The organism is Agromyces sp. NPDC057679 (genome assembly GCF_042799635.1).
Taxonomy (GTDB): domain Bacteria; phylum Actinomycetota; class Actinomycetes; order Actinomycetales; family Microbacteriaceae; genus Agromyces.
Genome location: NZ_JBHVIK010000002.1, coordinates 902,193 through 926,820 on the forward strand (window position 1 = coordinate 902,193; position 24,628 = coordinate 926,820).

Genomic DNA, 24,628 nt, shown 5'->3' on the forward strand with positions numbered 1-24,628 from the left:
AACACTACTCTGAAGCCACCCCTGAGAGGAATCCGATGATGACCCCGATCTCCAACTCCGGCGTCGTGATGCGCGCCGGCGACGTCGCACTCGTGCTCGACCTCGGCGGTGGCCTCCCCGCCGTCGTGCACTGGGGCGCCGACTGCGGCGAGCTCGACGGTGCGGGCTACTCCGCGCTCCTCGCGAGCAGCGTCCTGCCGGTCGCACCGAGCGAGGTCGACGAGCCCGTCCGCATCGCGATCCTCCCCGAGCACGCCCGCGGCTGGATGGGGCGCCCCGGGCTGAGCGGTTCGCGCGAGGGGACGGCCTGGTCGCCGATCTGGCGCGTGACCTCGGCGAGCCTCGACGGCACGGTGTTCGACGTGGCATCCGACGCCGGGGTCCTGAACCGCGGTGCGGGTTCGCTCGTCGTCACGGCGGTCGACGACGCGGCACAGCTCGCCCTCACGCTCACCGTCGAGCTCAGCGAGGCCGGCGTCGTGCGCACCCGCGCCGAGGTCGAGAACCTCGGCGAGCTGCCGTACCAGCTCGATGACCTCCTGCTCTGCCTGCCCACCCCCGCCATCGCGAGCGAGGTGCTCGACTTCGCCGGCCGCTGGGCGGGGGAGCGCGCACCCCAGCGGCGGGCGATGACCGTCGGCGCCCACCGGCGCGAGGGCCGGCGCGGCCGCACCGGGCTCGACTCGGCGATGATCCTCTCCGTGGGAACGCCGGGATTCGGCTTCGACCACGGCGAGGTCTGGGGTGTGCACACGGCATGGTCGGGCAACCACGTGCACCAGGTGGAGCTGGTGCTGACCGGCGAGCAACTGCTCGGCGGCGGTGAGCTGCTGCTGCCGGGCGAGGTCCGCCTGGCGCGCGGCGAACGGTACGAGAGCCCCTGGGTCTACGGCATCTACGGCACCGGCCTCGACGACTCGGCGAGGCGGATGCACCGTCACCTCCGTGCGCGCCCGCAGCACCCGCGCTCGCCCCGGCCGGTGACGCTGAACGTCTGGGAGGCGGTCTACTTCGACCACGACGTCGACACGCTCGTCGAGCTCGCCGACCGTGCGGCCGAGCTCGGCATCGAACGGTTCGTGCTCGATGACGGATGGTTCGGCGGCCGCCGCAACGACCGCGCCGGCCTCGGCGACTGGACCGTCTCGAGCGAGGTCTGGCCCGACGGGCTGCACCCGCTCGTCGACCGCGTGCGCGGCCACGGCATGCAGTTCGGCCTCTGGTTCGAGCCCGAGATGGTGAACCTCGACTCCGAGCTCGCGCGGGCGCACCCCGAGTGGATCATGGCGACCGGTGGCCGGATGCCGGTCGAGTCGCGGCACCAGCAGGTGCTGAACCTCGGCATCCCCGAGGCGTACGCCCACGTCAGGGACGCCATGTGCGCGATCCTCGACGAGTACGACATCGCGTACATCAAGTGGGATCACAACCGCGACCTCGTCGACGCGGGCACGCAGTCGACCGGGCGGCCGAGCGTGCACGAGCAGACCCTGGCCTACTACCGGCTCGTCGACGAGCTGAAGGAGCGCTACCCGGGGCTCGAGATCGAGTCGTGCTCGTCGGGCGGCGGCCGGGTCGATCTCGGCGCCGTCGACCGCACCGACCGCATCTGGGTCTCCGACAACAACGACCCGATCGACCGGCAGCAGGCGAACCGCTGGACGACCCAGCTCGTGCCGCCGGAGCTGATGGGCGCCCACATCGCCTCGGGGGCCTCGCACATCACCAATCGGCTCCACGCCCTCTCGTTCCGCGCGATCACCGCGCTGTTCGGGCACCTCGGGGTGGAGTGGGACCTACGTACCGCCGACGCCGCCGAGCTCGCGGAGCTCGGCGAGTGGATCAGTCTGCACAAGGCGAACCGCGAGCTGCTGCACGGCGGGGAGCTCGTGCGGCTCGATCACCCCGACACGACGATCTCGGTCAACGGCGTCGTCGCGGCGGATGCCTCAGCCGCCCTGTTCGCGTACGTGTCGCTCGCTCGGGCATCGGTGGCGAGCCCCGGCCGCATCCGTCTGCCCGGTCTCGCGCCGAACGCCGTCTACCGGGTGGAGCCGGCGCTCGTCGGCGGCCTCCCGCACGGCGCCGACCCGGCGCCGTGGTGGGAGGAGGGGCCGATCGAGCTGAACGGTGCCGCGCTCGGCGCGATCGGCGTCGTGATGCCGAGGCTGCGTCCCGAGCAGGCGGTGCTGCTGCGCGTCGACCGCGTCGACGGGCAGGACTCGCCCGGTTCCGCCGCGTGAGCGGCGGCATCGTCCTTGCCGTCCTCGGGGCGGCGCTGTTGCACGGCAGCTGGAACGCCATCGCCAAGGCGATTCCGGCCCGGCTGGTCTCCTCGGCGCTGATCGGCTCGGTCTACCTGGTGGTGGGGGCGATCGGATGCCTCATCTTCCCGCTCCCGCCGCAGGAGGTCTGGCCGTACCTCTTGCTCTCGGCCGCCGTGCAGACCGCGTACCTCGTGCTGCTGACGGCGGCCTACGCGAAGACCGAGTTCGGCCGCACCTACCCGCTCACCCGCGGCATCGCCGTGCTCGGCATCACGCTCATCTCGACGATCTTCCTCGGCGAGCGGATGACGCCGGCCCAGATGGCGGGCGTCGCGGTCGTCGCCGTCGCGCTGTTCGCGCTGTCGTGGTCGCCCATGGGCAAGCGCGGCGGACCGGCCGGAACGCTCATGGCCGTCGCGGTGGGCGTCACGATCACGGCGTACTCGGTGATCGACGGCATGGGCGTGCGACTCTCGGGGGAGCCGTTCGGCTATGCGTCGTGGCTGTTCCTCTTGCAGGGCATCACGATCCCGCTCGTCTGCTTCGTGCTCTCGCGCGACACGACCGAGATGCTCCGCGGGATGCGGCGCCACGCGCCGATGGGCGCGCTCGGCGGCATCCTCTCACTGGCCGCCTACACGATCGTCGTGTGGGCTCAGTCGCTCGCCCCGCTCGCGGTCGTCTCGGCGCTCCGCGAGACCGGGGTGCTCGCGGCCGGCGCGATCGGCTACCTCGTCTTCCGCGAGCCGCTCAGCCGGTGGCGTATGACGGCGACGGCGTGCGCGGTCGCCGGCATCGTCGCGATCCGGCTCGGGGGGTGACCGGGCGGGGCGGCCCCGGTCTCGTCCGGCGTCGCCTCCAGCCCGCGCGGCGATCGGTCAGGAATCGAGAAGCGGCCAGCGAGGGCCCGGAAATAGCGTGAACGACATGAACACGATCACCGCATCCACCGCCATCGACTCCATCATCATCGAGGCCGCCGACCCGGCCGCCGCCGAGCGCTTCTACGCCGAGGCCTTCGGTCTCGGTCGCCGCATCCGCGTGCGTGCGACCGACTCGCCGTCCACCGGGTTCCGCGGATACATGGCCTCGCTCGTGGTCTCGCAGCCCGCCGCCGTGCGTCGCCTCGTCGACGCGGCGGTCGCCGCCGGCGCCACCGTCGTGAAGCCCGTCGCGAAGTCGATGTGGGGCATCGGTGGCGTCGTGCAGGCGCCCGACGGCAGCGTCTGGAAGATCGCGACCTCCGCGAAGAAGGACACCGCGCCCGACACCGGCGAGATCGAGCGGATCGTGCTGCTGCTCGGCGGCGACGACATCCTCGCGAGCAAGCGCTTCTACGTCGAGCAGGGCTTCCGCGTCGGCAAGAGCTTCGGCCGCAGCTACGTCGAGTTCGAGAACCAGGCGGGCGCGATCCAGCTCGGCCTCTACCGGCGTGGCCCGCTCGCGAAGGACGCCGGCGTGCCCGAGGAGGGTTCGGGCTCGCACCGCCTCGTCCTCGTCGGCGGCGGCTCGACCGTGACAGACCCCGACGGATTCGAGTGGGAGCCCGCCGAGCGCTGAGCCCCCGACTGCTGCGACGCGCGGTGCCGGAGTGCGGCACCGCGCGTCGTCGCGTGCATCCCGCCGCGCCGGGAGTTCGTCGATCGGTTCAGCCGTCGAACAGCGGCCGCTCGGGAGGCTTGCGCCCGGTCTCCTGCTCCCACGCCTCCAGTTGCTGCGTGAGCGCCTTGGCCAGTTCGAACACCTGCTCGGGTGGGAGGCGGATCCGGCTCACGATCTGACCGGGCACGGCGACGGCGCGCGTCCCGTCGGGGTCTTCGACGGTGGTCGGCGGTTGCGTCAGTGCGACGTAGTCCATGACGAAGACGTTCGGCGTGTGCCAGACACGAGCGAAGTCGGCGAACACGCCCTCGGCGCGGTCGGCCGGCAGATCGATCTGGAATCGGCGCGGGAGATGCTCGTCAGTCATGGTGCTCCTTCGCGATCGCTCGGCGACGTGACTCGTCGTCGTCGCATTCTCGTCGACCACCGAGGGTGCGACAAGCGAGGCCGCGTCCGGAGGCCGCGCGTCGCCGCGCGAATCCCGAGCAGGGCGCGTGATCGTCGCTATCGTTGAGCCGATCCGACCTGACGGCGAGTCGGCCGCCGGGCGGCACCGTTCGAGGAGGACCATGCCCCGCGACACCGTCGAGAGCGCGCGCTCATGAACATCGATCCCGCCGTCGTCACCACCATCGCGCTCGTCGTCGCCGACTGGACGATCCGCATCATCGCGCTCATCGTCATCCCGCGCGACCGCAAGCCGACCGCCGCGATGGCGTGGCTGCTCGCCGTCTTCCTCATCCCGTTCGTGGGTGTGGCGCTCTACCTCCTCATCGGCAACGTGCGCCTGCCGAAGCAGCGCATCGAGCGCCAGCGCGAGATCGACGCCGAGATCGCGGCCCGCACCGCCGGCCTCCCCGCGGTCGACGGCCAGTCGGAGTGGCCCGCCGCCTTCAGTTCGATCGCCGAGCAGAGCCGGGTGCTCACCGCCCTGCCCGCCGTGGGCGGCAACCGTGCTGAGCTCATCGGCGACTACCGGGCCTCGATCGACCGCATGGCCGCCGAGATCGACACGGCCCGGCACTTCGTCAACATCGAGTTCTACATCGTCGCCTTCGACGACACCACGCGCGAGTTCTTCGCCGCCATCGAGCGCGCGGTGGCGCGCGGCGTGACGGTGCGGCTGCTCGCCGACCACGTGGCATCCCGTCGGGTGACCGTGAGCGACGCGACCGCCGCCGAGCTCGACCGCATCGGGCTCGAGTGGCACTACATGCTGCCGGTCCGTCCGTTCAAGGGCGAGTTCCAGCGGCCGGATCTGCGCAACCACCGCAAGCTCGTCGTCGTCGACGGGCGCGTCGCGTTCACCGGATCGCAGAACCTCATCTCGCGCGACTACGACTCGCCGAAGAACCAGAAGCGCGGACTCATGTGGCAGGAGCTCGTCACCCGCGTCACCGGTCCCGTCGTGGCATCCGTGAACGCCGTCTTCTGCTCGGACTGGTACATGGAGACGGGGGAGTCGCTCGTCGAGACCGCCCACGTGCCGGCTGCCGAGGTCGAAGCCGAGGGCGGCCCCGGGGCGCTGGTCTGCCAGATCGTGCCGAGCGGCCCGTCGTTCGCACAGGAGAACAACCTGCGGCTCTTCCTCTCGCTCGTGAACGCGGCGCAGGAGAAGGTCATCATCACGAGCCCCTACTTCGTGCCCGACGAGGCGATGATGTACGCGATCACCTCCGCCCGCTACCGCGGCCTCGAGGTGCAGCTGTTCGTCTCGGAGATCGGCGACCAGGGCTCGGTGTGGCACGCCCAGCGCTCGTACTACACGCCGCTCCTCGAGGCGGGCGTCCGCATCTTCCAGTACCCCGGCCCGTACATCCTGCACTCGAAGCACCTCTCGATCGACGACGACGTCGCGGTCATCGGGTCGAGCAACATGGACATCCGCTCGTTCAACCTGAACTTCGAGATCTCGATGCTCGTGCGGGGCGCCTCGTTCGTGCGCGACATGCGCGCGGTCGAGGAGGGATACCGCTCGATCAGCCGTGAGCTCACGCTCGACGAGTGGAAGCAGGAGCCGGCGACGGCGACGTTCCTGGATGGGGTGGCGCGGCTGACGTCAGCGCTGCAGTAGCGACCCGCGCTCGCGTGGCTCGCCCCTCGACGAGCCCAGTCGCCACTCAGTGCATGTTGTCGTTGCCGGTGACGTGCGTGGCGTAGCCCGCGCAGCCCGCGTCCTCCCACCGGTAGGCGGCCCCTGCGCCGGTGTCGCCCCACATCGCGAGCTCCCACGCGGCGGTGCCGTCGTCATTGACGCCGAAGCCGTGTTCGATCATGCAGGCGTCGACCTCCGCCTGGTAGACGGCGGCCGCCTCCTCCCAGGTGAGTGCCTCGGGGTCGGGCTCGGGCAGCGGCGCCGAGAGCGGGGTGCCGGCGGCTCGAGCGACGGCGACCGCGTGATCGCCGACCCCGATGCATCCGCGTCGCTCCCAGTCGGAAGCGGGCACCGACCAGCTCTCGCGCGACTCGCCGAACAGCGCATTCAGGAAGATCACCGACTGCTCGAAGCTGAGCCCTCTGGGCTGCCTGTTCTGATTCAGCCAGGGCGCGGCGGGCAGGTACTCGACCCCCTGCTGGCCCATGCACTCCGCGATGACCTGCTCGCGGCCCATGTACTCCGAGCGCTCTTCGGTCGACTCGAGCTCAGCGGTGAACGGCTCGACGACAACGACGCCGTCGTCGGTCGTCGCGCTCGCCGCGGCGGCGTCGAGCCCGCCGGACACCCCCGCCGACTCGACCTCGCCGAAGGGAAGTGCGAACGGCGTGACCCCGTACGCACCGGCGACGGTGAGCCCGGCGGCCGCGGCGCACACGACGAGGCCCCCGATCGCGATGGGGGCCATGAGCTGCCTGAGGTTCATCGCGGCACCTCGTCGGACTCGGTGGCGGTGCGTCTCGGCGCCGCCCACCACGCGCTCATCGAGAGGAAGAAGAGCACCGCGGACCCGGTCGCCAACCGGTTCAGGAGCACCATCTGCGCGGTCGACGACGAGGTGAACTCGGCGAACGTCAGGCTCGTGTCCACGAGCGCGTACGTGCCGAAGCGGATCAGCAGGTAGGCCGCGACCGCGAGCACGAGCCCTGCGAAGCCGCGGCGTCGCGCGACCATGAGCAGCCATGACCCGACGAGTGCGAGCGCGAGGCCCACGACCGTGAGCTCGGCCGCGTCGGCCGCGCCGTGCCAGTCGCCGACGAGTACGCTGCGCGCGACCCGCCAGACGACGAACACGCCCCACGCGACGAGCGCGATGGCGGCGAGGTGCGCGAGCGCCGGCATCGCGAGCGGGAAGGTGCCGCGCGGCGCGTCGAGCGTCGCCCCGCGAAGACGAGCGCCGCGCCAGGCGAGGTCGGCGGGGATGCCGCGAACGGCCCGGCCGAGGATCGATGCCCCCGCCCCCGCCCCGGAGTTCGCTCGCTCTTCGAAGAGGTCGGAGGCGAGCTCGGCCCGTCGCTCGGCGGCGACCTCGTCGGGCAGATCGGCGGTGTACCAGCGGCACCAGCCGATCACGGCGGCGTCGATGCGCCCGGCTGCGGGGTGTCGGGTGCGAGCGGATGCCGCGAGCTCGAGTGCTCCCTCGGCCTCGAGCGCGCCGTCGGGCTCGAGCCTGATGTCGCTCATGCGAACGCCGACCGGGGGCTGAGCGCGGGCGCGGTGCGCTGCTCGATCTCGGCACGGCAGGCGGCCGCGCCGGCGCCGGTCACCCGGTAGAGCCGCCGACGGGGGCGGCCTTCGGCCGCGGCGATCCCGGGATCCTCCCACGCGGATTCGACCAGGCCGCGCTCGGCGAGGCGGCCGAGCGCCTTGTAGAGCGTGCCGTGGGCGGTGAGCGCCGAGGCCTCGGAACGGTCGGCGATGCGCTTCGCGAGGGCGAAGCCGTAGAAGTCGCCGTCCTCGGCCTGGAGTTCGATACCCGCGCCGAGGATGTCGACCTCGAGGTCGACCAGTCGGCCTTCTCGTCTGCGTGGCATGCAGTCAGTATAGGAAGATATCGGGTGCCTGTATAGGAAGATATCGACCCGAGCAATAGGAAGATATCGGACAAGCTATAGGAAGATATCTGCCCATATGCTAGCGTCCCCCTCGAGCCGCCTGATCTGGCGGCGCAGAAGGGAACGACATGAACACCAAGAGGGTGATGTTCCAAGCAGCCGTCGGAGTGGCGCTGACAGTGATGCTCACCGGGGGATCGGCGCTCGTCGCGGGCGCGCTCGACGCCGGCGGCGCGACGGCCCCGACAGTAGCGGCATCCGCACCCGCGCCGGCCGCCGATGTCGTGACGGCCGACGCCCGCGCAACCTCGGCCGCCGTGAGGGCGGCGAACGCGGATCGTGGGCAGGCGACCGCGCAGGCGCACAAGAAGGACCGCCCCGCGCAGGGAGGCCCCGTCCGCTGCGAAGACGTTCAGCTCACCATGGACTACGTCGAGCGTCCCGACCGCTCGACGTCCGCGACGAACGCCTTCGACCTCGTCTTCACGAACACCGCGTCGCAGCCGTGCTCGTTCGACGGGTGGCCCGGCCTCGTCGCGGAGGACGTCGACGGCGCGACCCTGACCTGGGCGCTCGCCTCGGGGAACACGAGCAAGATGGCGGTGCTTCCTCCGAACGGCGGCCGTGCGGTCGCCGAGGGAACCGCCGAGGTGCCTGCCGCGATCGGGTGCGCCGAGGCGACCTCCGACCATCTGCGCGCGTACATCTCGTCGGACGGCGCCGGCGGCGGCATCGTCGACGACGTGCAGATCCCGGTCTGCATCGACGGAACCTGGACGCTGTCGCTCGGACCGCTCACCGCGCTCCACGGAGCGCCCGGTGAAGTGACCACGCCGACCGAGCCCGAGCCCGAGCCCGAGCCCGAGCTGCCCGCCAAGTGCCAGGACGAGCAGTTGAGCCTCGAGTTCGTCCCGCGGCCCGATCGCTCGGCCGACGGTGCGGACGCATTCGAGTTCGTCTTCACGAACCTGAGCGACACGTCGTGCGCGATGTGGGGATGGCCCGGACTGGTCGTGGAGTCGGCCGACGGAACCCAGGTCGGCTCCTCGTGGGCGGTCGGAGCGGACGGCGAGCCGTTCGTGCTCGCGAACGGCGACGTCGCCACCGTGTTCGGCACGGCACTCACCCCGAAGTCGTTGAGCTGCGAGGCGATCACCGCCGACCACGTGCGGGCGTACATCACCTCAGACGGTGCCGGCCCCGGCGCCGTCGCCGCTGCTCCGTTCGAGGTCTGCGCCGACGGCTCGAGCGTGCTCGAGATCGGGGCGCTCACCCCGGCCTGAAGCTGAGTCGCTCTGCGGGAACGGCGTCGCGAGTCCGCTCGTGGCGCCGTTCCCGTCGCGGATGGGCGACGGCGTGCGGGAACCCTCGAACTGGGGCTATCTGGATCTGAGTCATTCTCATCATGATCGGCAGTAGCAGCAGTATCGGTCCGAGCGGGGGCGACGACGATGACTGACACAATGGCGAGCGGCGTCGGCACGACAGCCGGCATCGACGACATCGCGAAGTGGGTCGTGAAGTGGCGTGCGCACACGGTCGACCTCCTCCGCCTCCTGGCGCTCACCCTCGTCTCGCTGATCGCCCTCGCGGAGATCGACCGGCTCATCGCGGGCAGCCTCGGCATCGGTGAAGACCTGCGCGGAAGCAGCGCACCGCTCGCGGGCGTCATCGGTCCGCTGTCGTTCACGGATCGGGACGCTTGGGAGATCTGGTTCGACAACGCCGCGACGCGCGGCTCGGTCGGTGGTTGGATCATCGCCTCTGCGCTGATCGACGTCGTCTTCATCTACGCCTACGCCCGGTTCTTCCTGATGCTGATCGACTCGAACCGCGTCACGGGCGACCGTCGGAGGGCGCAGTTGGGGCTCCTCATCCTGCTGCTCATCGCGGACGGCGCGGAGAACGTGATGCTCCTCGTCGGCGGAGGATCGCTCGTCCTCGGCATCGGACTCGACGCGAACGGGCTCGTGCCGGTGCTCGTCGCGACGGCAGCGCTCGCGAAGTGGCTGGCCCTCGCGCTCCTCGTCATCGCGCTCGCGCGTGATCCGAAGGTGCGGCACCTGACGTGGGCGGTGCTGCGCCGGCTCGCGCAGGCATTCTGGCTGCACCGCCTCTCGGCGGTGCTGGTGGCGACGCTGTTCCTCGTCTCCTGCCTCCCCTACGACGGCGTGCTCGACCAACTGCCCGACATCCAGCGGCAGTGGGTCACCACGGGGGCCTGGGGTCACGGCCTGCTCGCCGCGCTCAGCGTCGCGATCGCCTCCTTCGCGGCCTTCGGGCTGGGGCGGGCACGCACTCGCGGCTTCATCGACGTCAACGTGCGGGAACTCGGGCGGTTCCGCTCACCGGTCGGAACGTCGGCCGCGTGGTGGGCCATCCCCGTGGCGGTCTGGGCCGTCCTCGTGCTCTACTCCGTCATCACCACCGGAGGGCCGGCGACCCATTGGCCCGGTGCTGTGGTGTTCCTCGCGATCCCGATTGCCGTCTTCCTCCTCGCACTGCTGCCAGATCGGGGTCCAAAGCCGGAGGCGCGCTCCGACGCGTCGGTTCGAGCGCAGTACGCCTGGCTCACCGGCGATGTGATCGCCGTGCTCCTCTGGACGATCGCCGGCCTCGGGCTCGTGCGCTCGTTCACGGGCCCGGTGTTCCTCGGTCCGGTCGCGGTAGCCGAGAGCTCGCCGGACTGGGGAATCTGGTGGTGGGCGGTCGGAGCCCTCGTGGCCGGCGTCGTGGTCGCGCTCGCCTCGCCCTGGCTCGTTCGCCTCCTCGAGTGGGCCCCCGAGTGGGCCGACCCGACGAAGCCGTTGCAGGTGCCTGCGACGGACGTCTCGCTCCGAGCGCGCCGGACCGAGCAGGTCTGGCGCACGTGGCGCTGGCACCGTCGCCGCCTCTGGGGGATCATGGCGGTTGGGGTGGCCCTGCTCTTCGCGCTCCTGATCTGGCCGATCCAGATCGCGACCTCCATCGGCGCCGTCGCCGTCACGGTCATCGCCTTCACCGCGTGGGGCGCCGTGCTGGGCGCGTTCACCCTCGCCCTCCAGGACTACCTGCCGCCCGAGATCTTCCTGCGGATGCGCCTGCGTGCCACGCCGGTGCTCACCCTCGCGATCACCGTTCCGTTGGTCGCCTCGGCCGTCTTCGCCGAAGTCGAATGGGACGACCCGTCGCTGCACGCGGTGCGGCACGCGGGCAGCAGCGTCACCTCGACAGCGGATGCCGGTGGCGGGAGTCCGGGCTCCGGCGCCGTGGACGACGCCGCGAGCACGAGCGTCGCGGACGGCACCGAAGCATTCGATGACCTCGAGCGCGCCCTGACGGCGCAGGTGCAGCGGCTCGGTCTGCAGAACTGCACGCTCGCCGAGTCCTCGGCGATCCCCGTCGTGATCTTCGTCGCCGAAGGCGGTGGCATCCGCGCCGCCTACTGGACGACTCGTGTGCTCGACGAGCTGCAGCGATCGGGCGGATGCTTCGCGAAGTCGACCCTGCTCTCGAGCGGAGTCAGCGGCGGTTCGGTCGGGCTGGCTCTCACGCACACGGCGGTGAGCGGCACCGATGCCAAGACCGCGCTCCTCGATGTCGCGTCGCCCGACACGGTCGCAACCGGCGTGACTGGACTCCTGATCAGCGACCTGGTCGCCTCGGCGACGGGGGTGCGGGCGCCCTCCTTCGTGGACGGCGACTTCGGATGGCGCGACCGGGCCGCACTCATCGAGCTCACTTGGCAGCACGACATCGAGGCGTTGAAGAAGCCGGCGATGCTCGCTGCGGATCCCGTGGTCGGGCTCCCCATCCTCAATTCCACGGATGCCGCGTCGAAGTGCCGGGTGCCCGTCACCCGCCTGCCGATCGTCGGCGATGACGACGGGTGCGCCCAGCCGGCCGGGGCGCCTGCGGCGACCATCCCCATGCTCGACGCGTGCGTGCGCTCGCTCGACTGGGCCTCGGCGGCGATGCTGTCGGCGCGATTCCCCGTCATCACGCCCGCCGGCCGTCTCGGCGACCCCGACGGCGACGACGACGCCGCCTGCGGCTCGACGACCAGGCAGCTCATCGACGGCGGCTACGCCGAGGGCTCAGGACTCGGAACGGCGGCCGACCTCGCCCCGGTCATCGCCGCGACGGTGCGGGCGCGGAACGCCGCAGTGCAGCGCGAAGCGTTCCTGGTGCCGATCCTCGTCTTCGCCCAGAACTCGGCCGGCTACGACCTCGCCAGCGATCTGCGCGGCGTCTCGGCCGAACCGCTCGTGCCCCTGGTCGGCACGGCGGCCGAGTCCAACCTGGTCGCGAAGAGCAGCTGGGTGCAGCGCATCTCGACGGCCTTCTCGCAGGTGTGCCCGTCGCGCGCCGAGGTGGGGGCACCCCAGGCGAAGGCCTGCGCCGAGGCGGTCGCCTCGGTGCAGAAGGCGCTTCCGGCCCAGTTCGTCGCGGTCGCGCCGTCGACGAAGCCGACGGTGGTTCCGCCGCTCGGCTGGGCCCTCTCGTCGTTCAGCATCGACAGCCTCGAGCGCTCGCTGCAGGATCAGCTCGACGGGCGCGTGGAGGGGCGAGCCGACCTGAAGGGGTTGCTCGAGCTGAGCCCGCCGCCGGTCGATGGTGATGACGGGTGACGACCGAGGATGGGACGGTGATCGGTTCGCATCGTCGTGGTCATCGCGCAGGCGGCCGGTCGGAGGCTTCGAGCAGCGCGAGGCCGAGGCGCGAGCAGATCGAGGGCTCCCGTGACGGGACGACGGCCGTGCTCTGATCCACCATTCGGCACAGCACGAAGGCCTCTGGCACGACGCCCGGGGCGTTCGTGAGCGAAGTCGGGTCGAAGCCCGCCTCGAGCGCTCCCTGCTCCCACATCAGGGTGCACACCTCGATCGCGCGTTCCACGCGCCCGGCGTCGTCGTCGAACGAGATGTACGCCATCGCGTCGGGAGCGCTGTCGTCGGCGAGCGCCTCGGACCTCAGGCAGTGGATGACGTGATCGTTGGGCAGGACCTGCGACTGCAGCCACATCACGGTGGTCGCCGCGCCGAGCCCGACGGCGAGCACAGCGATGCCGCCCCAGACGAGCCGGCGTCGCCGGCGCCGTCGCGCGTTCCGCTCCCGCGAGTCTTCGATGTGCTCGAGCACGAGTCCGCGAACCGCGGCCTCGCGCCCCGGTCGCAGCTCGGTGCGGGCGTCGTTCACCGTGTCGACCATGCCTCGACCGCATCAGGGTCGTGGGCGACTCGCTCGCGCTCCACCGGTGGCTTCCTCCGCGCTCGGACAGTTTCGCGTTCACCGTACCGACCGTGAGGTCGCGGGCGCCAGCGATTCGTGAGTGCGTCCATCGGGGTCCGAGGGCGGTTCAGTTCGCGTGGTCTGAACTGCGCAGAGGCCGGAATCGTCGCGATGATCCGCTCGACCCGCGAGAGCCGGGACCAGAACGGCATCGAGCGGCGGCCGTCTGCTCCCTCGGGAGCAGGGATGCCGCCATCGTCTACGATCGTCCACACAGGCCCGGTGCTCCCGACTTCGCGGAAGAAGGCGCTCGCCTGCGCAGCACTTGTTGTCACGGACTGAAGCTAGCGGAGGCCTGCAACCCTCTTGCCACTCGCAGGGGCCCAGCAGGTGGTTGACTCGCACCATGGCCGAAGTGGACGCGATTCGACTCCGCGAGGCGTTCGGTGCGGATGCCGGATGCCTTCCCGACGGCCGCGTCGTTGACTCCGGTGCACGCGACTGGCTGGAGATACTCCGTGTGATCGATGAAGCGGGTTGGCCTGCGACCTGGAACAGCGACCATACCGTTGCCGAGCTCGGCCACTTCGGCCTACCGGCACGCGAGCACGACTCTTTCGCGGTTCGCCCGGGAACGGGACTTCAGATCAACTTCTTCTTCTCCACGACGACCGAGGTGCTGTTCGACATCAACCTCCGCGAACTCAATGACCAGGCATCAGTGGATCTGATGTGCGATGTAGTTCGGCGAATCGGGCAGGCACTCGACAAAGACGTAGTGGTCTCACAAGAGGGAAGCTGGGAGCAGATCGTTCTTCGTTATGAGCACGCTCTCGACAGGTTCACTCTCGGCGCATCGACCTGAGCGGCGGAGGTCGATAGGGTCTTCGAATGGCCGTATGGCAGGTAATCGAGGAAGGACTCGACTGGCAGCTTGTGCAGGACGGGTTCGTCGCAGGACTCAGCACGCAGAACCTTGAATCCACGGTCGAGTGGCTTTCGAACCGTGGCTACCACGTTGTACGGTTTGACGCTTCAAGGTGGTATGAACGTGAATCCATGCATCGTGCATTCGCCTCGGCGCTCGACTTCCCCGCGTACTACGGGGCAAATATGGACGCACTCGCGGACTGCTTGGGCGATGTCGCAGAGATGGCGTACGGGTGGCCTTCTGAAGCAATCGGCCTGGTACTGGTTCTCGATGGCGTCGATGTCGACGCCGACGGGCTGGAGTTGGGCACGATTCGAGCTGTCCTGAAGTTGATCAGTGACGCCGCGAGGCATGGATCGCTGATGGGGAACCGGATCCTCTGCATCGTTCATTCGGAGAAGGACTCCACGCAGAACGCACTTGCAGCCGGTGGGCTGGTCTCATGGAAGTTCTAGCTCACCGCGCGCAGTCCGCAACCTGCTTCATGTCATTCGCCGCGCCGTCGGTCGAGAGCGCCGATCGAGCGAGACGTATTACTCGTAGAGCCTGGCGCGGCACTGATCGACGCGCTCAAGCGAGCCGACTTGCGGAAACAAACCCCCGCTCTCGCGGGGGTTTTGATGGTGGCTCCGACCGGCATCGATCCTATGACCTCTCGATTTCCTGTTCACCGAGTTCCATTCTTACTTCAAGGACGGAACGAAGGTCAGGCCGATTCAACTCGGGTTAGGTTGACCCGAGCAGGCGACAGGCCGTGTCAACGCGATTTGGGCTGATGCCAAGGCGTCGAGTAGGAGCCCTTCATCCCCTTGGCCGACCAGTCCTCGAGGAAGCCCTTGATGACGACCAGGTACCTAATCCGGTTTGCACGGTTGGCGACAACGAGCTCTTCAACGATCGGCTTCAGGGCCGAAATCTGCTTCGCTTGTGCCCCACGTGCCAGCATCTGAACGACGCCAAAGTCTACGAACAGCTCGGCGTCATGAACTCTCGTCCAGTGTGTCGGGTCATATTCTTCGTCGGTAGTCGTATCGAGCGCCCGGATCGACATGCTTATGCCGCGGTACAGCTGTGCAATTGCAGCCGCAAGATCGGCCCGATATCTCGCGTGAGCCTCAATGCGCCAGAGTGCGTAGGTACCGACGAGGGCGATGAACGCACCGATGATCGTCGCCACGAAAGTTCCGACCACGCTAAACCAGTCCGGGCTTTGCATCTCGTCGAGAATCTGCCCCAACTCGCAAGCTGTATCGCAAGCACGCGTCATTGGCACTATCAACGCTTGATCGCCTCGCGGATCGCGTCGTCCAGCTGGAAGACGCCCTCCCGGACTTCCTCATGAAGTGTGTAGAGCCTGTCGGTGTCCTTCGAACTCACCCAGCTGTTGCGTCTGGGAAGCTGGTCGGGCTCAAGGTCCGTGATGTTCGCGACAGCGATGATGCCCCTATCCTTATCGATCCGCCCGTACTCGTTCGCGAACCACGCCTTGACTGCCACGGCCGAAGCCTCATCGTCGGGTACAACGAGGTAGACGAGTTCGGGCGAGCGGCGCGCCAGCGACCTGCGGCGGGGCACCGCGTTCTTCCGTGTAGCTGCGTTCGGGTAGCAGCGACCGCAGCGCTTCAAGCCCTTCTCAGCAGGCGCCGTGTCGCGAACGTCCGCCAGCACAGTCTCAAGGTTGCAGTTCGCGACCGCACCGTCCTTGTAACTCGAGAAGAATGCCTTGTGCAGCATGCCCGTGGTCGAGAAGCCCACTTGCTCGGCAGCCGGGGCTGCCGCGGCCGGTGTCGCCCCAGTGGTGGCAACCGGGCCTGCCGACGACGGCTGAGGCGGCGGCGTTGCATATTCGGGCAGCGGCACCCGAGCGGGCTCGGGAGCAAAGGTCGACTTCAGCCGGTTGAAGAACGAAGGCACGATTCTCACTATCGGTCGGTGGTGCGATGACAGGTCGTGTCACAGTATGGCGAGAACGAGGGACACGGAACTCACTAGATCAAACCGAGGCTTGACAGAAGGATCCAGCCCATGATTCCGACAGCGCCTATGCCCACGAGAATCCCAACGATCCAGGCGCCGGGCTCGGGGTCTTCTGGAACTTCGTAGGTCTCCGCCGCAAGGGTGCGGACGGCATCATCAAACGAGGACTCGGTGCCGGACGGGGACTTGCTGTGAGTCTTCTCGCTCGCACACCACCCCCACACATCATCCTCGAGCCGATCGACGAAGCCGATCCTGACCATGTCACCTTGGTAAGTAGGTCTATTCCCGCGATAGATCGTCCAGCGCTGGCCGGGGCGTTCGGTGTCGAACCAGGTGATCATGCGTAGGTACGGCACAGGGGAACTGTTGCTCCAACGCTTGACGGGATCCATCATCGAGGCATCGTTCCACATCGCCTCGGGTCTGTTCGCGACCTGCTGCGCCACCCTTGTGCCGCCGCGGGCAAAGAGGCACGGGCGGGTATGCTCGCCCGACCGGATACACCTGAGCGGACCCGACGAGAACCTCGAAGGGGCCCCACCGGCGGCCTCGCGGAATGACCCGCTGACACGAAAAAACCCCCGGTAAACCGGGGGTTTTGACTGTGGCTCCGACCGGCATCGATCCGGTGACCTTTCGATTTTCAGTGAGCCTGGGCGGTTTTCGCTCAATTCTTGTGGTCGCGATATCGCGCTGATCAGGGATTCTTTGAAACGGTCACAGTTGGTTTCAGATGGTTTTCGCGCATTTAATGGCACATTAATGGCACAAGATCGGGCTGGCGGAGTGGCCGATCCGGTCTTGCAAGCCGCATCCTCAAAGCGGTACTCGCTGGCAGGATGCTCATATGGTTGCAACGGGCGCGCGGTCGCGTGAGCTACGGTCTTTGCTCGTGAAGGCAGAGTTCACGGAATCGCCCAGGCCGCCCTCGCCGCGGCTGCAAACACTACCGCCGGAACTGGCTGCTGCGATCCTAGGGGTGTATCGCTCGTTCGGAGGAACCTTGTCTGAGCCTCGGCTCGCGCCGGGTCCGTGGGATATCGCGTACTCAGATGGACTCATGGTCGAGCTCGACGAGTCGTTCCATTTCAATCGGTACCGAGGCGAGACGATGCATGCGTCGTGGGCGTCTGAACTTCCGTGGCGTCAGGCGTACACCGACTACTGTGCGGCGTGGGAGGGCAAAGCAGGTACAGGCGGGAAGCGCTGGTCGAATGACTCCGCGAAGCGCATGTTCGGCGGGGCAGATCCCGACGGCGTCTTTGGTGCGTTCGGCGCCCCTCGTTGGAAGCAGCGCGCGCTATACGACGCGATGAAGGACGCTGCTGCAGTTGCCGGCGCCGTTCAACTCTCGCGAATCTCGATCTATGACGTGATCGACGGAATTCAGCTCGACGATGCGCTGTATCGACGTGCGGTCATCTCGCCGGGGGCGCTCGCTGCACATGTCGTCAGTCGGGCGTCGGCTGGCTGACGAAAGTTGGCGCTTCGGTTCAATTAGGTCGGCGTACTGAGAACGCTACGGTGGGGGCGTGCAGGAACCAGACGTCTGGCTCGCCGTGGCCTCGACCTTGGCGTTAGTTGGAGTTGCGTGGCAGTTGGTCTTGGCGCTGAGGGACGGCATTGAATCGATGGATTCGTTCCTTGCGACCAAGAATGCCCTCATGGCAGAGGAACGCGAGCGGATTCGTAGTTCCGTTCCACGCTGGCGGGTCGGGAAACGGCGACGTGAACTTGCGGCTGTCGAGGGCCTTGCACGGGAAGCACTTACAGAGTCAGAGCTGCGGACTGAGCGACGCTTTGACCGTCAAGGGTACGCATGGGCAGTCGTGCTCACTGGGGCGCTGATCGCGACCATTGCCAGCTGGTTCGCCCTTCTCAGTGGAAACTAGTGGGTTCTGGCGCGCGGCCCGAATTCCGCGCCATCGACCAATTCGACTACCAGCAAACTCCTGGCTGGGCGCGGCCTGCGCGCAGCGATGACCTTGTGCTCAGGTGGTTGCGTACGACGGTCGCCTTTGGAGTACGCAGCCATCCAGATCTGCCGCATCGGAATACTGCCATTCATCATTGATGCCGAGCGACCGGCTTTGGGATTGCGATCAGGGAGGCCCCGCCTGCTGCGTCCTACGCAGCGCGGGATTCAGGGCCAGCGACACGCCCAGTTTGGCGTGGTGAGAATTTGGGCGTGACTCGAGCATGGTGGAGTCCCGGCGGGTCCACGGAGCCGCAACTGTGTGCAATCCGGCATTGGCGTATCGCATGGCCTCGCAACGTGCATCGCATCGGCGCATCGAATGGCGCATCGCACTATCTGGTGCGGCGCTGCAAATGATGTTGGCGCGTTTCTGGGACTCACTGTGCATGCCTGTGGTTTGATTGTGCTCATGAACGCACAACCCGCAGCCGCAACGCCGGCAGAGACGAGGGCGGAGCTGACCCGGCTGTCGGCGCGGGGGTACACCCAACTGCGCCACGTCCTCGTTCAGCTTCCTGATCGTGACAAGCCTCGAGCTTCTACTCTCGCCGTGATGCTGCACGAGCGCAAGCATCGGCCGTTGCTGCTCTACATCATGCTGCTCACCTGCTGGCCGTGGCTGAAGGATCGACGAGAGCCGCTCGAAGGCGCGGTTTGGATCCGCGCGCTCACCGCCAAGGGTGGGCCGACTTGGTCGTCGTCCACCCTGTCCCGGGCCTGGGCTGAGCTCGAGCAGCTCGGTCTGGTGACCAAGGGCAAGCGTGAGAAGCGCCTGATCCGTCCTGTGCCTCGACGTGAGGACGGCGGTGCGGACTACGAGATGCCCGGTGGCCGCCAGGACCGATGGAACGCATACTTCTCCCTCCCTGACGAGTTCTGGAACGAGGAACTGTTTGCGAAGCTCTCGCTCCCAGCGCTGGTGATGCTGCTCGTCGTCGCCAAGGAGACGAACAAGAAGGACGAGGTCTGGCTCACCTACGACAACGTGGACGAGTGGTATGGCATCAAGCCGAAGTCAGCCCAGAAAGGTCTGACGGAACTCCAGGCCCTCGGAATCCTGTCTCGTCGAGCAGAGGTCGTGAAGGCACCCCTCGCGTCCCACGGTAGGACCGTACGGATGTGGTACTCCCTCGTCGGACCGTACGGACACCAGGCGCGAGCAGCGAAACAGACCCTGGCGAAGAACGAACGACGCAAACGACTCAAATTCGAATCCAAGACCGCAACCAACCCGAAGGACCAGGCATGACCATCTCCCGAATGCTCTACGTCGACGACTCGGGCTCCGTCGATCGTGGCCTGATCGTCTACGGCTGGATCGAGGTGGCACCCGATCGGTGGCGTTACGGGCTGAGAAGCATCCTCGAACTGCGTAAGCGGCTCTACCGCGACCATCTCGTCCCGCCTGCGACGGAGCTGCACGCGACGAAGTTCGTCAACGGGCGCACCCGCATCTCCACACGGCCCTCGACAGATCCCGAAGACTGGAAGACCCTCGGACGAGCTGTCGCCGTGGACAGTCTGACCACCCTGTCCACCACCCCCGACATCAAGTTCGGTGCCGTCTACCGCAGCACCACAGCGACCGGGCGCGCCTATTTCGACGAACGCGGTGAGGTCTACCAGAGCCTCATCGAGCGCTGGAACGACGCCCACCGTGCCGAAGATACCTACGCTTTCGTCAGTATGGACGGCAACGGCGATGATCACACCTACTTCAACGCCCACCGCGCACTTCCTCTGGACAGCAGGCATCTCATCGAAGACCCGATGATGCATGACTCGCGGCGGTCGCAGTGGGTTCAGATGGCGGACCTCGTCGCCTACAGCGCCTTCACCCACCTGAATCGCCATCCAGGCAACCAGTTCGGGTGGACCTGGTACGAGGACTTCCTGCAGAGCAAAGACGTCAACGGGGGTCCTACACCGATCTGAACGTTAAACAGCTAGACCCGCCATTCCACGTGTGTGGGGCGGGTCCGCTCAACCATTATCGATTACTTGTACGACAACCGCAACCTGGACCTTGCCTGCCGCGGCGAGTCCGCTGGAGCGGTTGGCGACATTCAGGGCCAGCGGTCCGCCATCCGACCGACCGATGGGTGACCCTGAACCGAGTCAGAATGGTGCCGGGACGTCACGGTTGCGCCATCAACTTGCGGGCAAGTTCAGTGAGCAATGAGGCGCGCGCGGTTAAGAATCCCGACCAATCGTCGGCGAAGAGTTCGTCTGGGAGGAGTGCCGGTGCAGTGATTTGCGAGATATCGCCGGCTGGCATCAGATCGCGATACACCGATGGTGCCTTGTCGAGGATGGTGCGGTTATCAGCTCGTGTGATGAAGGCGATGTTCGCCAACGCGTTGATACGGGAACGGTCTCCTTCGATTCCGCCGTTGAGGAGATACGCCTGCGGGAAGCAGTGATGAAACTCGCGACGGTTGGGCTCGGACAGGACGACATTCAGATCGACTGGAGTTGCGCTGATGAAGCTTCGCGGATGCTGCCCCACAAGCATCAGGATGAGGCACTTTGATGCAACGTTCGCCTGCCGGAAGGAGTTTGCCAAGAAGAAGGAATCATCGATGTCAAAAACCGTCTGGTCGAGCGTGGATGGCTTGCCCAGTCGAAGGTTCCGCGCTTGCTCGGAATCTGTCCGGATGTTCCGCATCGGGTTCCCGCTGTAGCGGTGTGACAACGATGTCCGCCAGAACCAACGAAGGAGAACCTTACGGTCAGCGTCTGTGAGCGGCTGATTCTGCCTTTCCGCGAAGTACGAGGCAAGCGGCACGAGCAGCGAAGGATATGGAAGGAAGCGCAGGTGATGGATATGCAGGTTGCTTCTAAGGAAATCGACTGACAGGCGCAAGGCGTTGTGAACGATGTCGAACCTGGCTCGGACGTCCGCCCCGTTCGCGTCGATGAGCGCTGTCGGTGCTGGATCGTTTACAAGGACGGCAGCGGTGCAGCGGAGCATCAGATCGTTGTCTGCTCCGATGTCAGCAAAGCCGAACTCCGAGAATTCTTCGGAGAGCGCCTCGAACTTGTCTTGTAGGTCGAAGTCTTCGCTCCATGTCCATGCCGTAAGTAGCTGGAACATGTTCAACTCGACTCCGAGCCGATTGACCCGCTCGAACACGATCGCCACGCTCGTTCGGTCTTCGCTCTCGAATGTCTGGACGGGGATATCTGCCGCCACAAACTTCTGCTGCACCGTGACGATCTCCTCGTAGCGGTCTTCCGGGAGACTCTGCGCCGACCGAGAAAAGTTGACGGGGTGGAAAAACGTCTTCAGTGGGAAATGACGGCCGTCGAGGACTTTATCGTGGGGCAGAGCCACGAACTGCGGATCCTGCGCATCTTCTTTCGCGTCGAAGTCGTAGTAGATCGGGAGCCACACCTCTGGATCTTCGTCGTCGCCAGCAATCCCGTTTTGGAACGTTGCGAACAAAGAAGTGATCCGCTGCTGCCCGTCGAGAACGTAGTCGATCGGGTAGTCCTTCTCCGGATCGGGAAGCGAGAACCCACCAAGGTTCTTCTCTGAGTTGAGGACCGTTCCGGTTCGCCACAGCAAGATCGATCCGAATGGATATCCCTTGTAGATGCTGTCCATCAGGAGGGCGGCTTGCTGTGGTTCCCACACGTAACTGCGTTGAAAGCCGGGAATCCGAATCTCTCCGGATTTAATGCGCGACATGATCTTGTCGATGTTCAGGTCTGCCATGCTCTCACTTCGCAGGAGGTGTCTGGTTCTGGGCTCGGATCAACGTATCGCGAAGTCACGCGGCAAGTCACTTGCTGTACGAAGAGTCGCTAAGGTTGGCTTTCGTCTTCGCATCGTTGCCGTTCAAGATCGCGGCACGCGGTAAGAGCGAGCGTTCAGACCGCACTCGGCCCGGCAACGCGCGATTCATTCGGCCGTCGCATGAGTCCCCTCAGCGGCTCAGACCGCCTTCAGGCGTCATCCGGGGTGCAGTGATTTCAGCGAGCCCGCGCACTGACTCGCGCGCAGCCGCCGCAGCTTTCGTGAGCCCGCGATCAGCGCGGTCGCGTTCTGTCGCAAGCACAAACTGTTCGCACGCCTCCTCGGCATCCGCCGCCACGAGATGCACCCGGTTCACGTTCCGCCCGCGCGTCATCCCCACGTAGACACCCGCCGCACCCATCGCATCTCCGACCATCGTGTTCGACTCGTCCACCGTCATGCCCTGCACCCCGTGGGCGGTCGCGGCGTACGCGAGATGTGTGTGCTCGGCGACGTACACGGCTGGCAACCGCACGGATCGCGGCCGACGGTCGGCGGCACGCTCCGTCGCCCACACCGCGCCATTCCCGCCCACGCTCCGAACGACCCACATCTGCCGATTCGCCACCTGCAAACCAGAGTCGTTCCGCCGGGTCTGAATCACGTCCCCGCGCCCGATGCTCAGTCCATCGCTCCCGATGACCGTGTGGCTGTCATCAACATCGCCAGCACGCACCCGCTCCTCGCGAATCCGCGCATTCAGCTCGCCCGCCTCGTCGTTCGTCGCAACGGTCATCGCGCAACCCTCGCGCCACTCGCGTGCGAGCGCCTCAAGCTGCGCATCCGGGCTCTCATGAATCGCAACAAGGCCGAGCGCGCACAGTCGATCGAAGACCGCCTCCGGATGATCCCCGCGCCGCATCTGCACGGTGAGTGCGGCGTACTCGGGGTCGACGAATCGGTGAACGGCCGTCATGCGATGCACGCGGGGGAGCAGTTGCGCGGCCATGTCGAGCACGCCACCGCGGCCGACGGCGGCGAGCTGCGCACGGTCGCCGACTAGGGCAACGCTGGCACCTACCTCGTCGGCGACGGCGAGCAGTGCGAGCGCGGTGTCTTGGTCTAGCATGCCCGCCTCATCGACGACGATTCGCTCCCCGCGGCGCAGCCGAGCGGATGCCGCGGGGCCGGCGTACGCGGCATCCGTGTCAAGATCGTGGTCGCCGACGGCGAGCCGCGTCCACACGCCATCGCGATTCCACCGCCACCCGTACTCGTGCACGAGCTTGGCGACGCTGTCGGCTGCAACCCCGAGTTCCTGGTGCGCAACGTCTGCCGCCTTCTTCGTCGGCGTGAGCACCCGCGTTTTGCGGCCCTGCATTGCCGCCGCCTTGATCGCGGCGGCGAGCATCGTCGTCTTGCCCGCGCCGGCCGCGCCCTCCACGACGACGAGCGATTGAGTGGATGCCACGGCCGCAGCCGCGCGAGCCTGTGCCGGGTCCAGTCGGCGTCGCTGTGCGATGCGCGACAGGTCCGGTGTGCGCACCTGTGGCCGCTCGGCCCGGATCGTGAGAAGATCGCGCAGCCGAGTCTCGACGGCGATGACGTGCACGCTCGTGAGGTGCGCGACGTGCTCAGGATGCGGTCCATCGGGCGGCAGCACCGACAGGCAGTTCTCCTCCGCGAGTCGCGTGGCGAGCGTGACGAACTCGCGCAGCGGCGTCGGCTCGGCACCCACGCCGGCCTCGGTGACGAGATGCGACACGTGCTCCTGGATGTCATGCACCGTCCACGTCGACGCGGCGGCCGCGCATCGATCGAGCGCGCGGGACGCGACATCCTGCACGCTCAGCTCCTCGAGCGCGACCGCCAGTTGCGCCCGCACGCGTTCGAGATCAGGTCGATAGCCGGATGCCTCGAGCTCGCGTCGCCACGCTTCCTCGCCGCCGAGCTGGGTCGGTTTCTTGTGCGGCCGCTCGTGATCCCACGCCATCGCGGTTAGTCGAGACATCGCGGCCGGTCCGGGTTCCTGGTCTGGATGCGCCGCACGCCAGTCCTTCTCGAAGTGCGCCAGGTTGCGCGCAACCTGCTCGGCACGCTTGCTCATCGCCGCGTTGAACGGCTGCAGTTCGGTGACCTCGGCCGTCACCGGGTTGAGCGTGAGTCCATGCGTATCGAGCGCGGCTGCGAGCCGCGGATGCGCCGCGATCACGGCTGTGCCGAGCGCGCGGATCGCGCACTGCTGCCGGAACAGCGCCGCCGTGTCGAGACCTCGCCACGCGGCATCCGCCCACACGCGCGTACCTATCTGGAAGTGGATGTGCCGGTGCGGGTCGCCGGCCCGCGAGGTCTTGTGCGACACCGCGACGGTCTGGAGTTGCTCGACCGGCACCACTCGTTGCGCTCCGCGCGGACCGACCCGGGTGACCGAGTGCTGGCCGAGCCAGACGCGGATCTCGGCGACCGCGTCGCGCTGCGCCGCATCGAGGGCATCGGATACCTCGGGGTGCAGCGCCGCGGCGATCGACAGCGACTTCGGCGCGTTCACGACCATCTCGGCGAACCGCGGAGATCCGTGGCGGGCGTCGCCGGCGTGGCGGGGCGTGCCCATCGACTCGCCGGTGAGCGGGTTGATCCAGTCGACCCACTGCGCGTAATGGTCGGGGGTGAGTGCGCCCCTGCCGACCAGGTCGCCGTTGTCGTCGACGACGGAGAACTCGGCCAGCGCCGGGCCGCCCTCGAGGTAGTAGTCGTCGGCGCGGGAGCGATCGGACTCGAGGTACCGGCGCGCATCTGCGCCAGAACCCCTGTACAGGATCACTCCACCCTTCATCGCCTTCCTCCGAGCTAGCTCAGGTTCTTGCAACTACCTATGGTAGCATACGTCCATTCGGGAATAGCTGGATACGGAAGGTGGGGGTGGCTGG

Annotated in this window: 21 protein-coding genes; 11 read left to right on the forward strand and 10 right to left on the reverse strand. The window is 67.3% G+C overall.

Annotated elements, in window-relative coordinates:
• The first annotated feature begins 38 nt into the window (after positions 1-38).
• From ACFVAJ_RS11005 to ACFVAJ_RS11015, 3 genes are all read left to right on the forward strand, one after another.
• Positions 39-2,243 (forward strand): alpha-galactosidase, encoded by a 2,205-nt coding sequence (locus tag ACFVAJ_RS11005; RefSeq protein WP_376944025.1) that lies wholly within the window; start codon positions 39-41, stop codon positions 2,241-2,243.
• A complete protein-coding gene (locus ACFVAJ_RS11010; protein WP_376944027.1) occupies positions 2,240-3,088 on the forward strand; it encodes an EamA family transporter in 849 nt (282 codons plus the stop codon). Before ACFVAJ_RS11005 ends, ACFVAJ_RS11010 begins: the two co-directional genes overlap by 4 nt.
• Positions 3,089-3,194: 106 nt before the next feature.
• Positions 3,195-3,827, forward strand: a complete 633-nt coding sequence (locus ACFVAJ_RS11015; RefSeq protein ID WP_376944029.1) for a glyoxalase — start codon at positions 3,195-3,197, stop codon at positions 3,825-3,827.
• An 88-nt stretch (positions 3,828-3,915) separates the two neighbouring features.
• On the opposite strand, the gene ACFVAJ_RS11020 is transcribed toward ACFVAJ_RS11015, so the two are convergent.
• The gene (locus ACFVAJ_RS11020; RefSeq protein WP_376944031.1) at positions 3,916-4,236 is read right to left on the reverse strand and encodes a DUF3467 domain-containing protein; all 321 of its coding nucleotides are present in this window, start codon (positions 4,234-4,236) and stop codon (positions 3,916-3,918) included.
• A gap of 234 nt (positions 4,237-4,470) precedes the next feature.
• Here ACFVAJ_RS11020 and cls point away from each other — a divergent pair, with 234 nt between their 5' ends.
• Positions 4,471-5,943 carry a cardiolipin synthase gene (cls, locus tag ACFVAJ_RS11025; protein WP_376944033.1) on the forward strand — a complete coding sequence of 491 codons (1,473 nt, stop codon included), beginning with the start codon at positions 4,471-4,473 and terminating at the stop codon, positions 5,941-5,943.
• A 46-nt stretch (positions 5,944-5,989) separates the two neighbouring features.
• Here the strand turns inward: cls and ACFVAJ_RS11030 are convergent, their stop codons facing one another.
• Genes ACFVAJ_RS11030 through ACFVAJ_RS11040 form a run of 3 tightly spaced genes read right to left on the reverse strand, consistent with a single transcriptional unit; the run spans position 5,990 to position 7,838 of the window.
• A complete protein-coding gene (locus ACFVAJ_RS11030; protein WP_376944035.1) occupies positions 5,990-6,730 on the reverse strand; it encodes a hypothetical protein in 741 nt (246 codons plus the stop codon).
• Complete coding sequence (locus ACFVAJ_RS11035) at positions 6,727-7,488, reverse strand: hypothetical protein (RefSeq protein WP_376944037.1); 762 nt, start codon at positions 7,486-7,488, stop codon at positions 6,727-6,729. Before ACFVAJ_RS11035 ends, ACFVAJ_RS11030 begins: the two co-directional genes overlap by 4 nt.
• Positions 7,485-7,838, reverse strand: coding sequence for a PadR family transcriptional regulator (locus tag ACFVAJ_RS11040; RefSeq protein ID WP_376944039.1), 354 nt, complete (start codon positions 7,836-7,838; stop codon positions 7,485-7,487). Before ACFVAJ_RS11040 ends, ACFVAJ_RS11035 begins: the two co-directional genes overlap by 4 nt.
• A 149-nt stretch (positions 7,839-7,987) precedes the next feature.
• Here ACFVAJ_RS11040 and ACFVAJ_RS11045 point away from each other — a divergent pair, with 149 nt between their 5' ends.
• Positions 7,988-9,142, forward strand: a complete 1,155-nt coding sequence (locus tag ACFVAJ_RS11045; protein WP_376944041.1) for a DUF4232 domain-containing protein — start codon at positions 7,988-7,990, stop codon at positions 9,140-9,142.
• Between the two features lie 168 nt (positions 9,143-9,310).
• A complete protein-coding gene (locus tag ACFVAJ_RS11050; protein ID WP_376944043.1) occupies positions 9,311-12,469 on the forward strand; it encodes a hypothetical protein in 3,159 nt (1,052 codons plus the stop codon).
• Positions 12,470-12,509: 40 nt separating this feature from the next.
• Here ACFVAJ_RS11050 and ACFVAJ_RS11055 read toward each other — a convergent pair whose 3' ends face one another.
• Positions 12,510-13,049 (reverse strand): hypothetical protein, encoded by a 540-nt coding sequence (locus ACFVAJ_RS11055; protein WP_376944045.1) that lies wholly within the window; start codon positions 13,047-13,049, stop codon positions 12,510-12,512.
• Positions 13,050-13,476: 427 nt separating this feature from the next.
• Here ACFVAJ_RS11055 and ACFVAJ_RS11060 point away from each other — a divergent pair, with 427 nt between their 5' ends.
• The gene (locus ACFVAJ_RS11060; RefSeq protein WP_376944047.1) at positions 13,477-13,935 is read left to right on the forward strand and encodes a hypothetical protein; all 459 of its coding nucleotides are present in this window, start codon (positions 13,477-13,479) and stop codon (positions 13,933-13,935) included.
• A 26-nt stretch (positions 13,936-13,961) separates the two neighbouring features.
• Complete coding sequence (locus ACFVAJ_RS11065) at positions 13,962-14,456, forward strand: barstar family protein (protein ID WP_376944049.1); 495 nt, start codon at positions 13,962-13,964, stop codon at positions 14,454-14,456.
• 302 nt (positions 14,457-14,758) lie between these two features.
• Here the strand turns inward: ACFVAJ_RS11065 and ACFVAJ_RS11070 are convergent, their stop codons facing one another.
• The 3 genes from ACFVAJ_RS11070 to ACFVAJ_RS11080 all read right to left on the reverse strand — a co-directional run bounded on the left by ACFVAJ_RS11070 (position 14,759) and on the right by ACFVAJ_RS11080 (position 16,427).
• Positions 14,759-15,238, reverse strand: coding sequence for a hypothetical protein (locus tag ACFVAJ_RS11070; RefSeq protein WP_376944051.1), 480 nt, complete (start codon positions 15,236-15,238; stop codon positions 14,759-14,761).
• A 38-nt stretch (positions 15,239-15,276) separates the two neighbouring features.
• Complete coding sequence (locus ACFVAJ_RS11075; protein WP_376944053.1) at positions 15,277-15,915, reverse strand: hypothetical protein; 639 nt, start codon at positions 15,913-15,915, stop codon at positions 15,277-15,279.
• Between the two features lie 74 nt (positions 15,916-15,989).
• Positions 15,990-16,427 carry a hypothetical protein gene (locus ACFVAJ_RS11080; RefSeq protein ID WP_376944055.1) on the reverse strand — a complete coding sequence of 146 codons (438 nt, stop codon included), beginning with the start codon at positions 16,425-16,427 and terminating at the stop codon, positions 15,990-15,992.
• Positions 16,428-17,041: 614 nt separating this feature from the next.
• Here ACFVAJ_RS11080 and ACFVAJ_RS11085 point away from each other — a divergent pair.
• From ACFVAJ_RS11085 to ACFVAJ_RS11095, 3 genes are all read left to right on the forward strand, one after another.
• On the forward strand, positions 17,042-17,455 hold the full coding sequence (locus ACFVAJ_RS11085; protein ID WP_376944057.1) for a hypothetical protein: 414 nt from the start codon (positions 17,042-17,044) through the stop codon (positions 17,453-17,455).
• A gap of 913 nt (positions 17,456-18,368) precedes the next feature.
• Complete coding sequence (locus ACFVAJ_RS11090; RefSeq protein WP_376944059.1) at positions 18,369-19,208, forward strand: hypothetical protein; 840 nt, start codon at positions 18,369-18,371, stop codon at positions 19,206-19,208.
• Positions 19,205-19,894, forward strand: coding sequence for a DUF3800 domain-containing protein (locus ACFVAJ_RS11095; protein WP_376944061.1), 690 nt, complete (start codon positions 19,205-19,207; stop codon positions 19,892-19,894). The genes ACFVAJ_RS11090 and ACFVAJ_RS11095 overlap by 4 nt, the downstream gene beginning before the upstream one ends.
• Before the next feature lie 202 nt (positions 19,895-20,096).
• Here ACFVAJ_RS11095 and ACFVAJ_RS11100 read toward each other — a convergent pair whose 3' ends face one another.
• Together ACFVAJ_RS11100 and mobF are read right to left on the reverse strand one after the other, a co-directional pair.
• Positions 20,097-21,680: a DUF262 domain-containing protein gene (locus ACFVAJ_RS11100; RefSeq protein WP_376944063.1), complete on the reverse strand. Its 1,584-nt coding sequence runs from the start codon at positions 21,678-21,680 to the stop codon at positions 20,097-20,099.
• A gap of 211 nt (positions 21,681-21,891) precedes the next feature.
• Positions 21,892-24,522, reverse strand: a complete 2,631-nt coding sequence (mobF, locus tag ACFVAJ_RS11105) for a MobF family relaxase (RefSeq protein ID WP_376944065.1) — start codon at positions 24,520-24,522, stop codon at positions 21,892-21,894.
• Positions 24,523-24,628: the final 106 nt, after the last annotated feature.

Coding starts and splice junctions, on each gene's coding strand:
- ACFVAJ_RS11095 (WP_376944061.1), top strand. CDS start 19,205: ATGACCATCTCCCGAATGCTCTACGTCGACGACTCGGGCTCCGTCGAT.
- ACFVAJ_RS11085 (WP_376944057.1), top strand. CDS start 17,042: ATGGTCGAGCTCGACGAGTCGTTCCATTTCAATCGGTACCGAGGCGAG.
- ACFVAJ_RS11015 (WP_376944029.1), top strand. CDS start 3,195: ATGAACACGATCACCGCATCCACCGCCATCGACTCCATCATCATCGAG.
- ACFVAJ_RS11035 (WP_376944037.1), bottom strand. CDS start 7,488: ATGAGCGACATCAGGCTCGAGCCCGACGGCGCGCTCGAGGCCGAGGGA.
- ACFVAJ_RS11020 (WP_376944031.1), bottom strand. CDS start 4,236: ATGACTGACGAGCATCTCCCGCGCCGATTCCAGATCGATCTGCCGGCC.
- ACFVAJ_RS11040 (WP_376944039.1), bottom strand. CDS start 7,838: ATGCCACGCAGACGAGAAGGCCGACTGGTCGACCTCGAGGTCGACATC.
- ACFVAJ_RS11045 (WP_376944041.1), top strand. CDS start 7,988: ATGAACACCAAGAGGGTGATGTTCCAAGCAGCCGTCGGAGTGGCGCTG.
- cls (WP_376944033.1), top strand. CDS start 4,471: ATGAACATCGATCCCGCCGTCGTCACCACCATCGCGCTCGTCGTCGCC.
- ACFVAJ_RS11090 (WP_376944059.1), top strand. CDS start 18,369: ATGAACGCACAACCCGCAGCCGCAACGCCGGCAGAGACGAGGGCGGAG.
- ACFVAJ_RS11060 (WP_376944047.1), top strand. CDS start 13,477: ATGGCCGAAGTGGACGCGATTCGACTCCGCGAGGCGTTCGGTGCGGAT.
- ACFVAJ_RS11030 (WP_376944035.1), bottom strand. CDS start 6,730: ATGAACCTCAGGCAGCTCATGGCCCCCATCGCGATCGGGGGCCTCGTC.
- ACFVAJ_RS11005 (WP_376944025.1), top strand. CDS start 39: ATGACCCCGATCTCCAACTCCGGCGTCGTGATGCGCGCCGGCGACGTC.
- ACFVAJ_RS11100 (WP_376944063.1), bottom strand. CDS start 21,680: ATGGCAGACCTGAACATCGACAAGATCATGTCGCGCATTAAATCCGGA.
- ACFVAJ_RS11065 (WP_376944049.1), top strand. CDS start 13,962: ATGGCCGTATGGCAGGTAATCGAGGAAGGACTCGACTGGCAGCTTGTG.
- ACFVAJ_RS11055 (WP_376944045.1), bottom strand. CDS start 13,049: ATGGTCGACACGGTGAACGACGCCCGCACCGAGCTGCGACCGGGGCGC.
- ACFVAJ_RS11050 (WP_376944043.1), top strand. CDS start 9,311: ATGACTGACACAATGGCGAGCGGCGTCGGCACGACAGCCGGCATCGAC.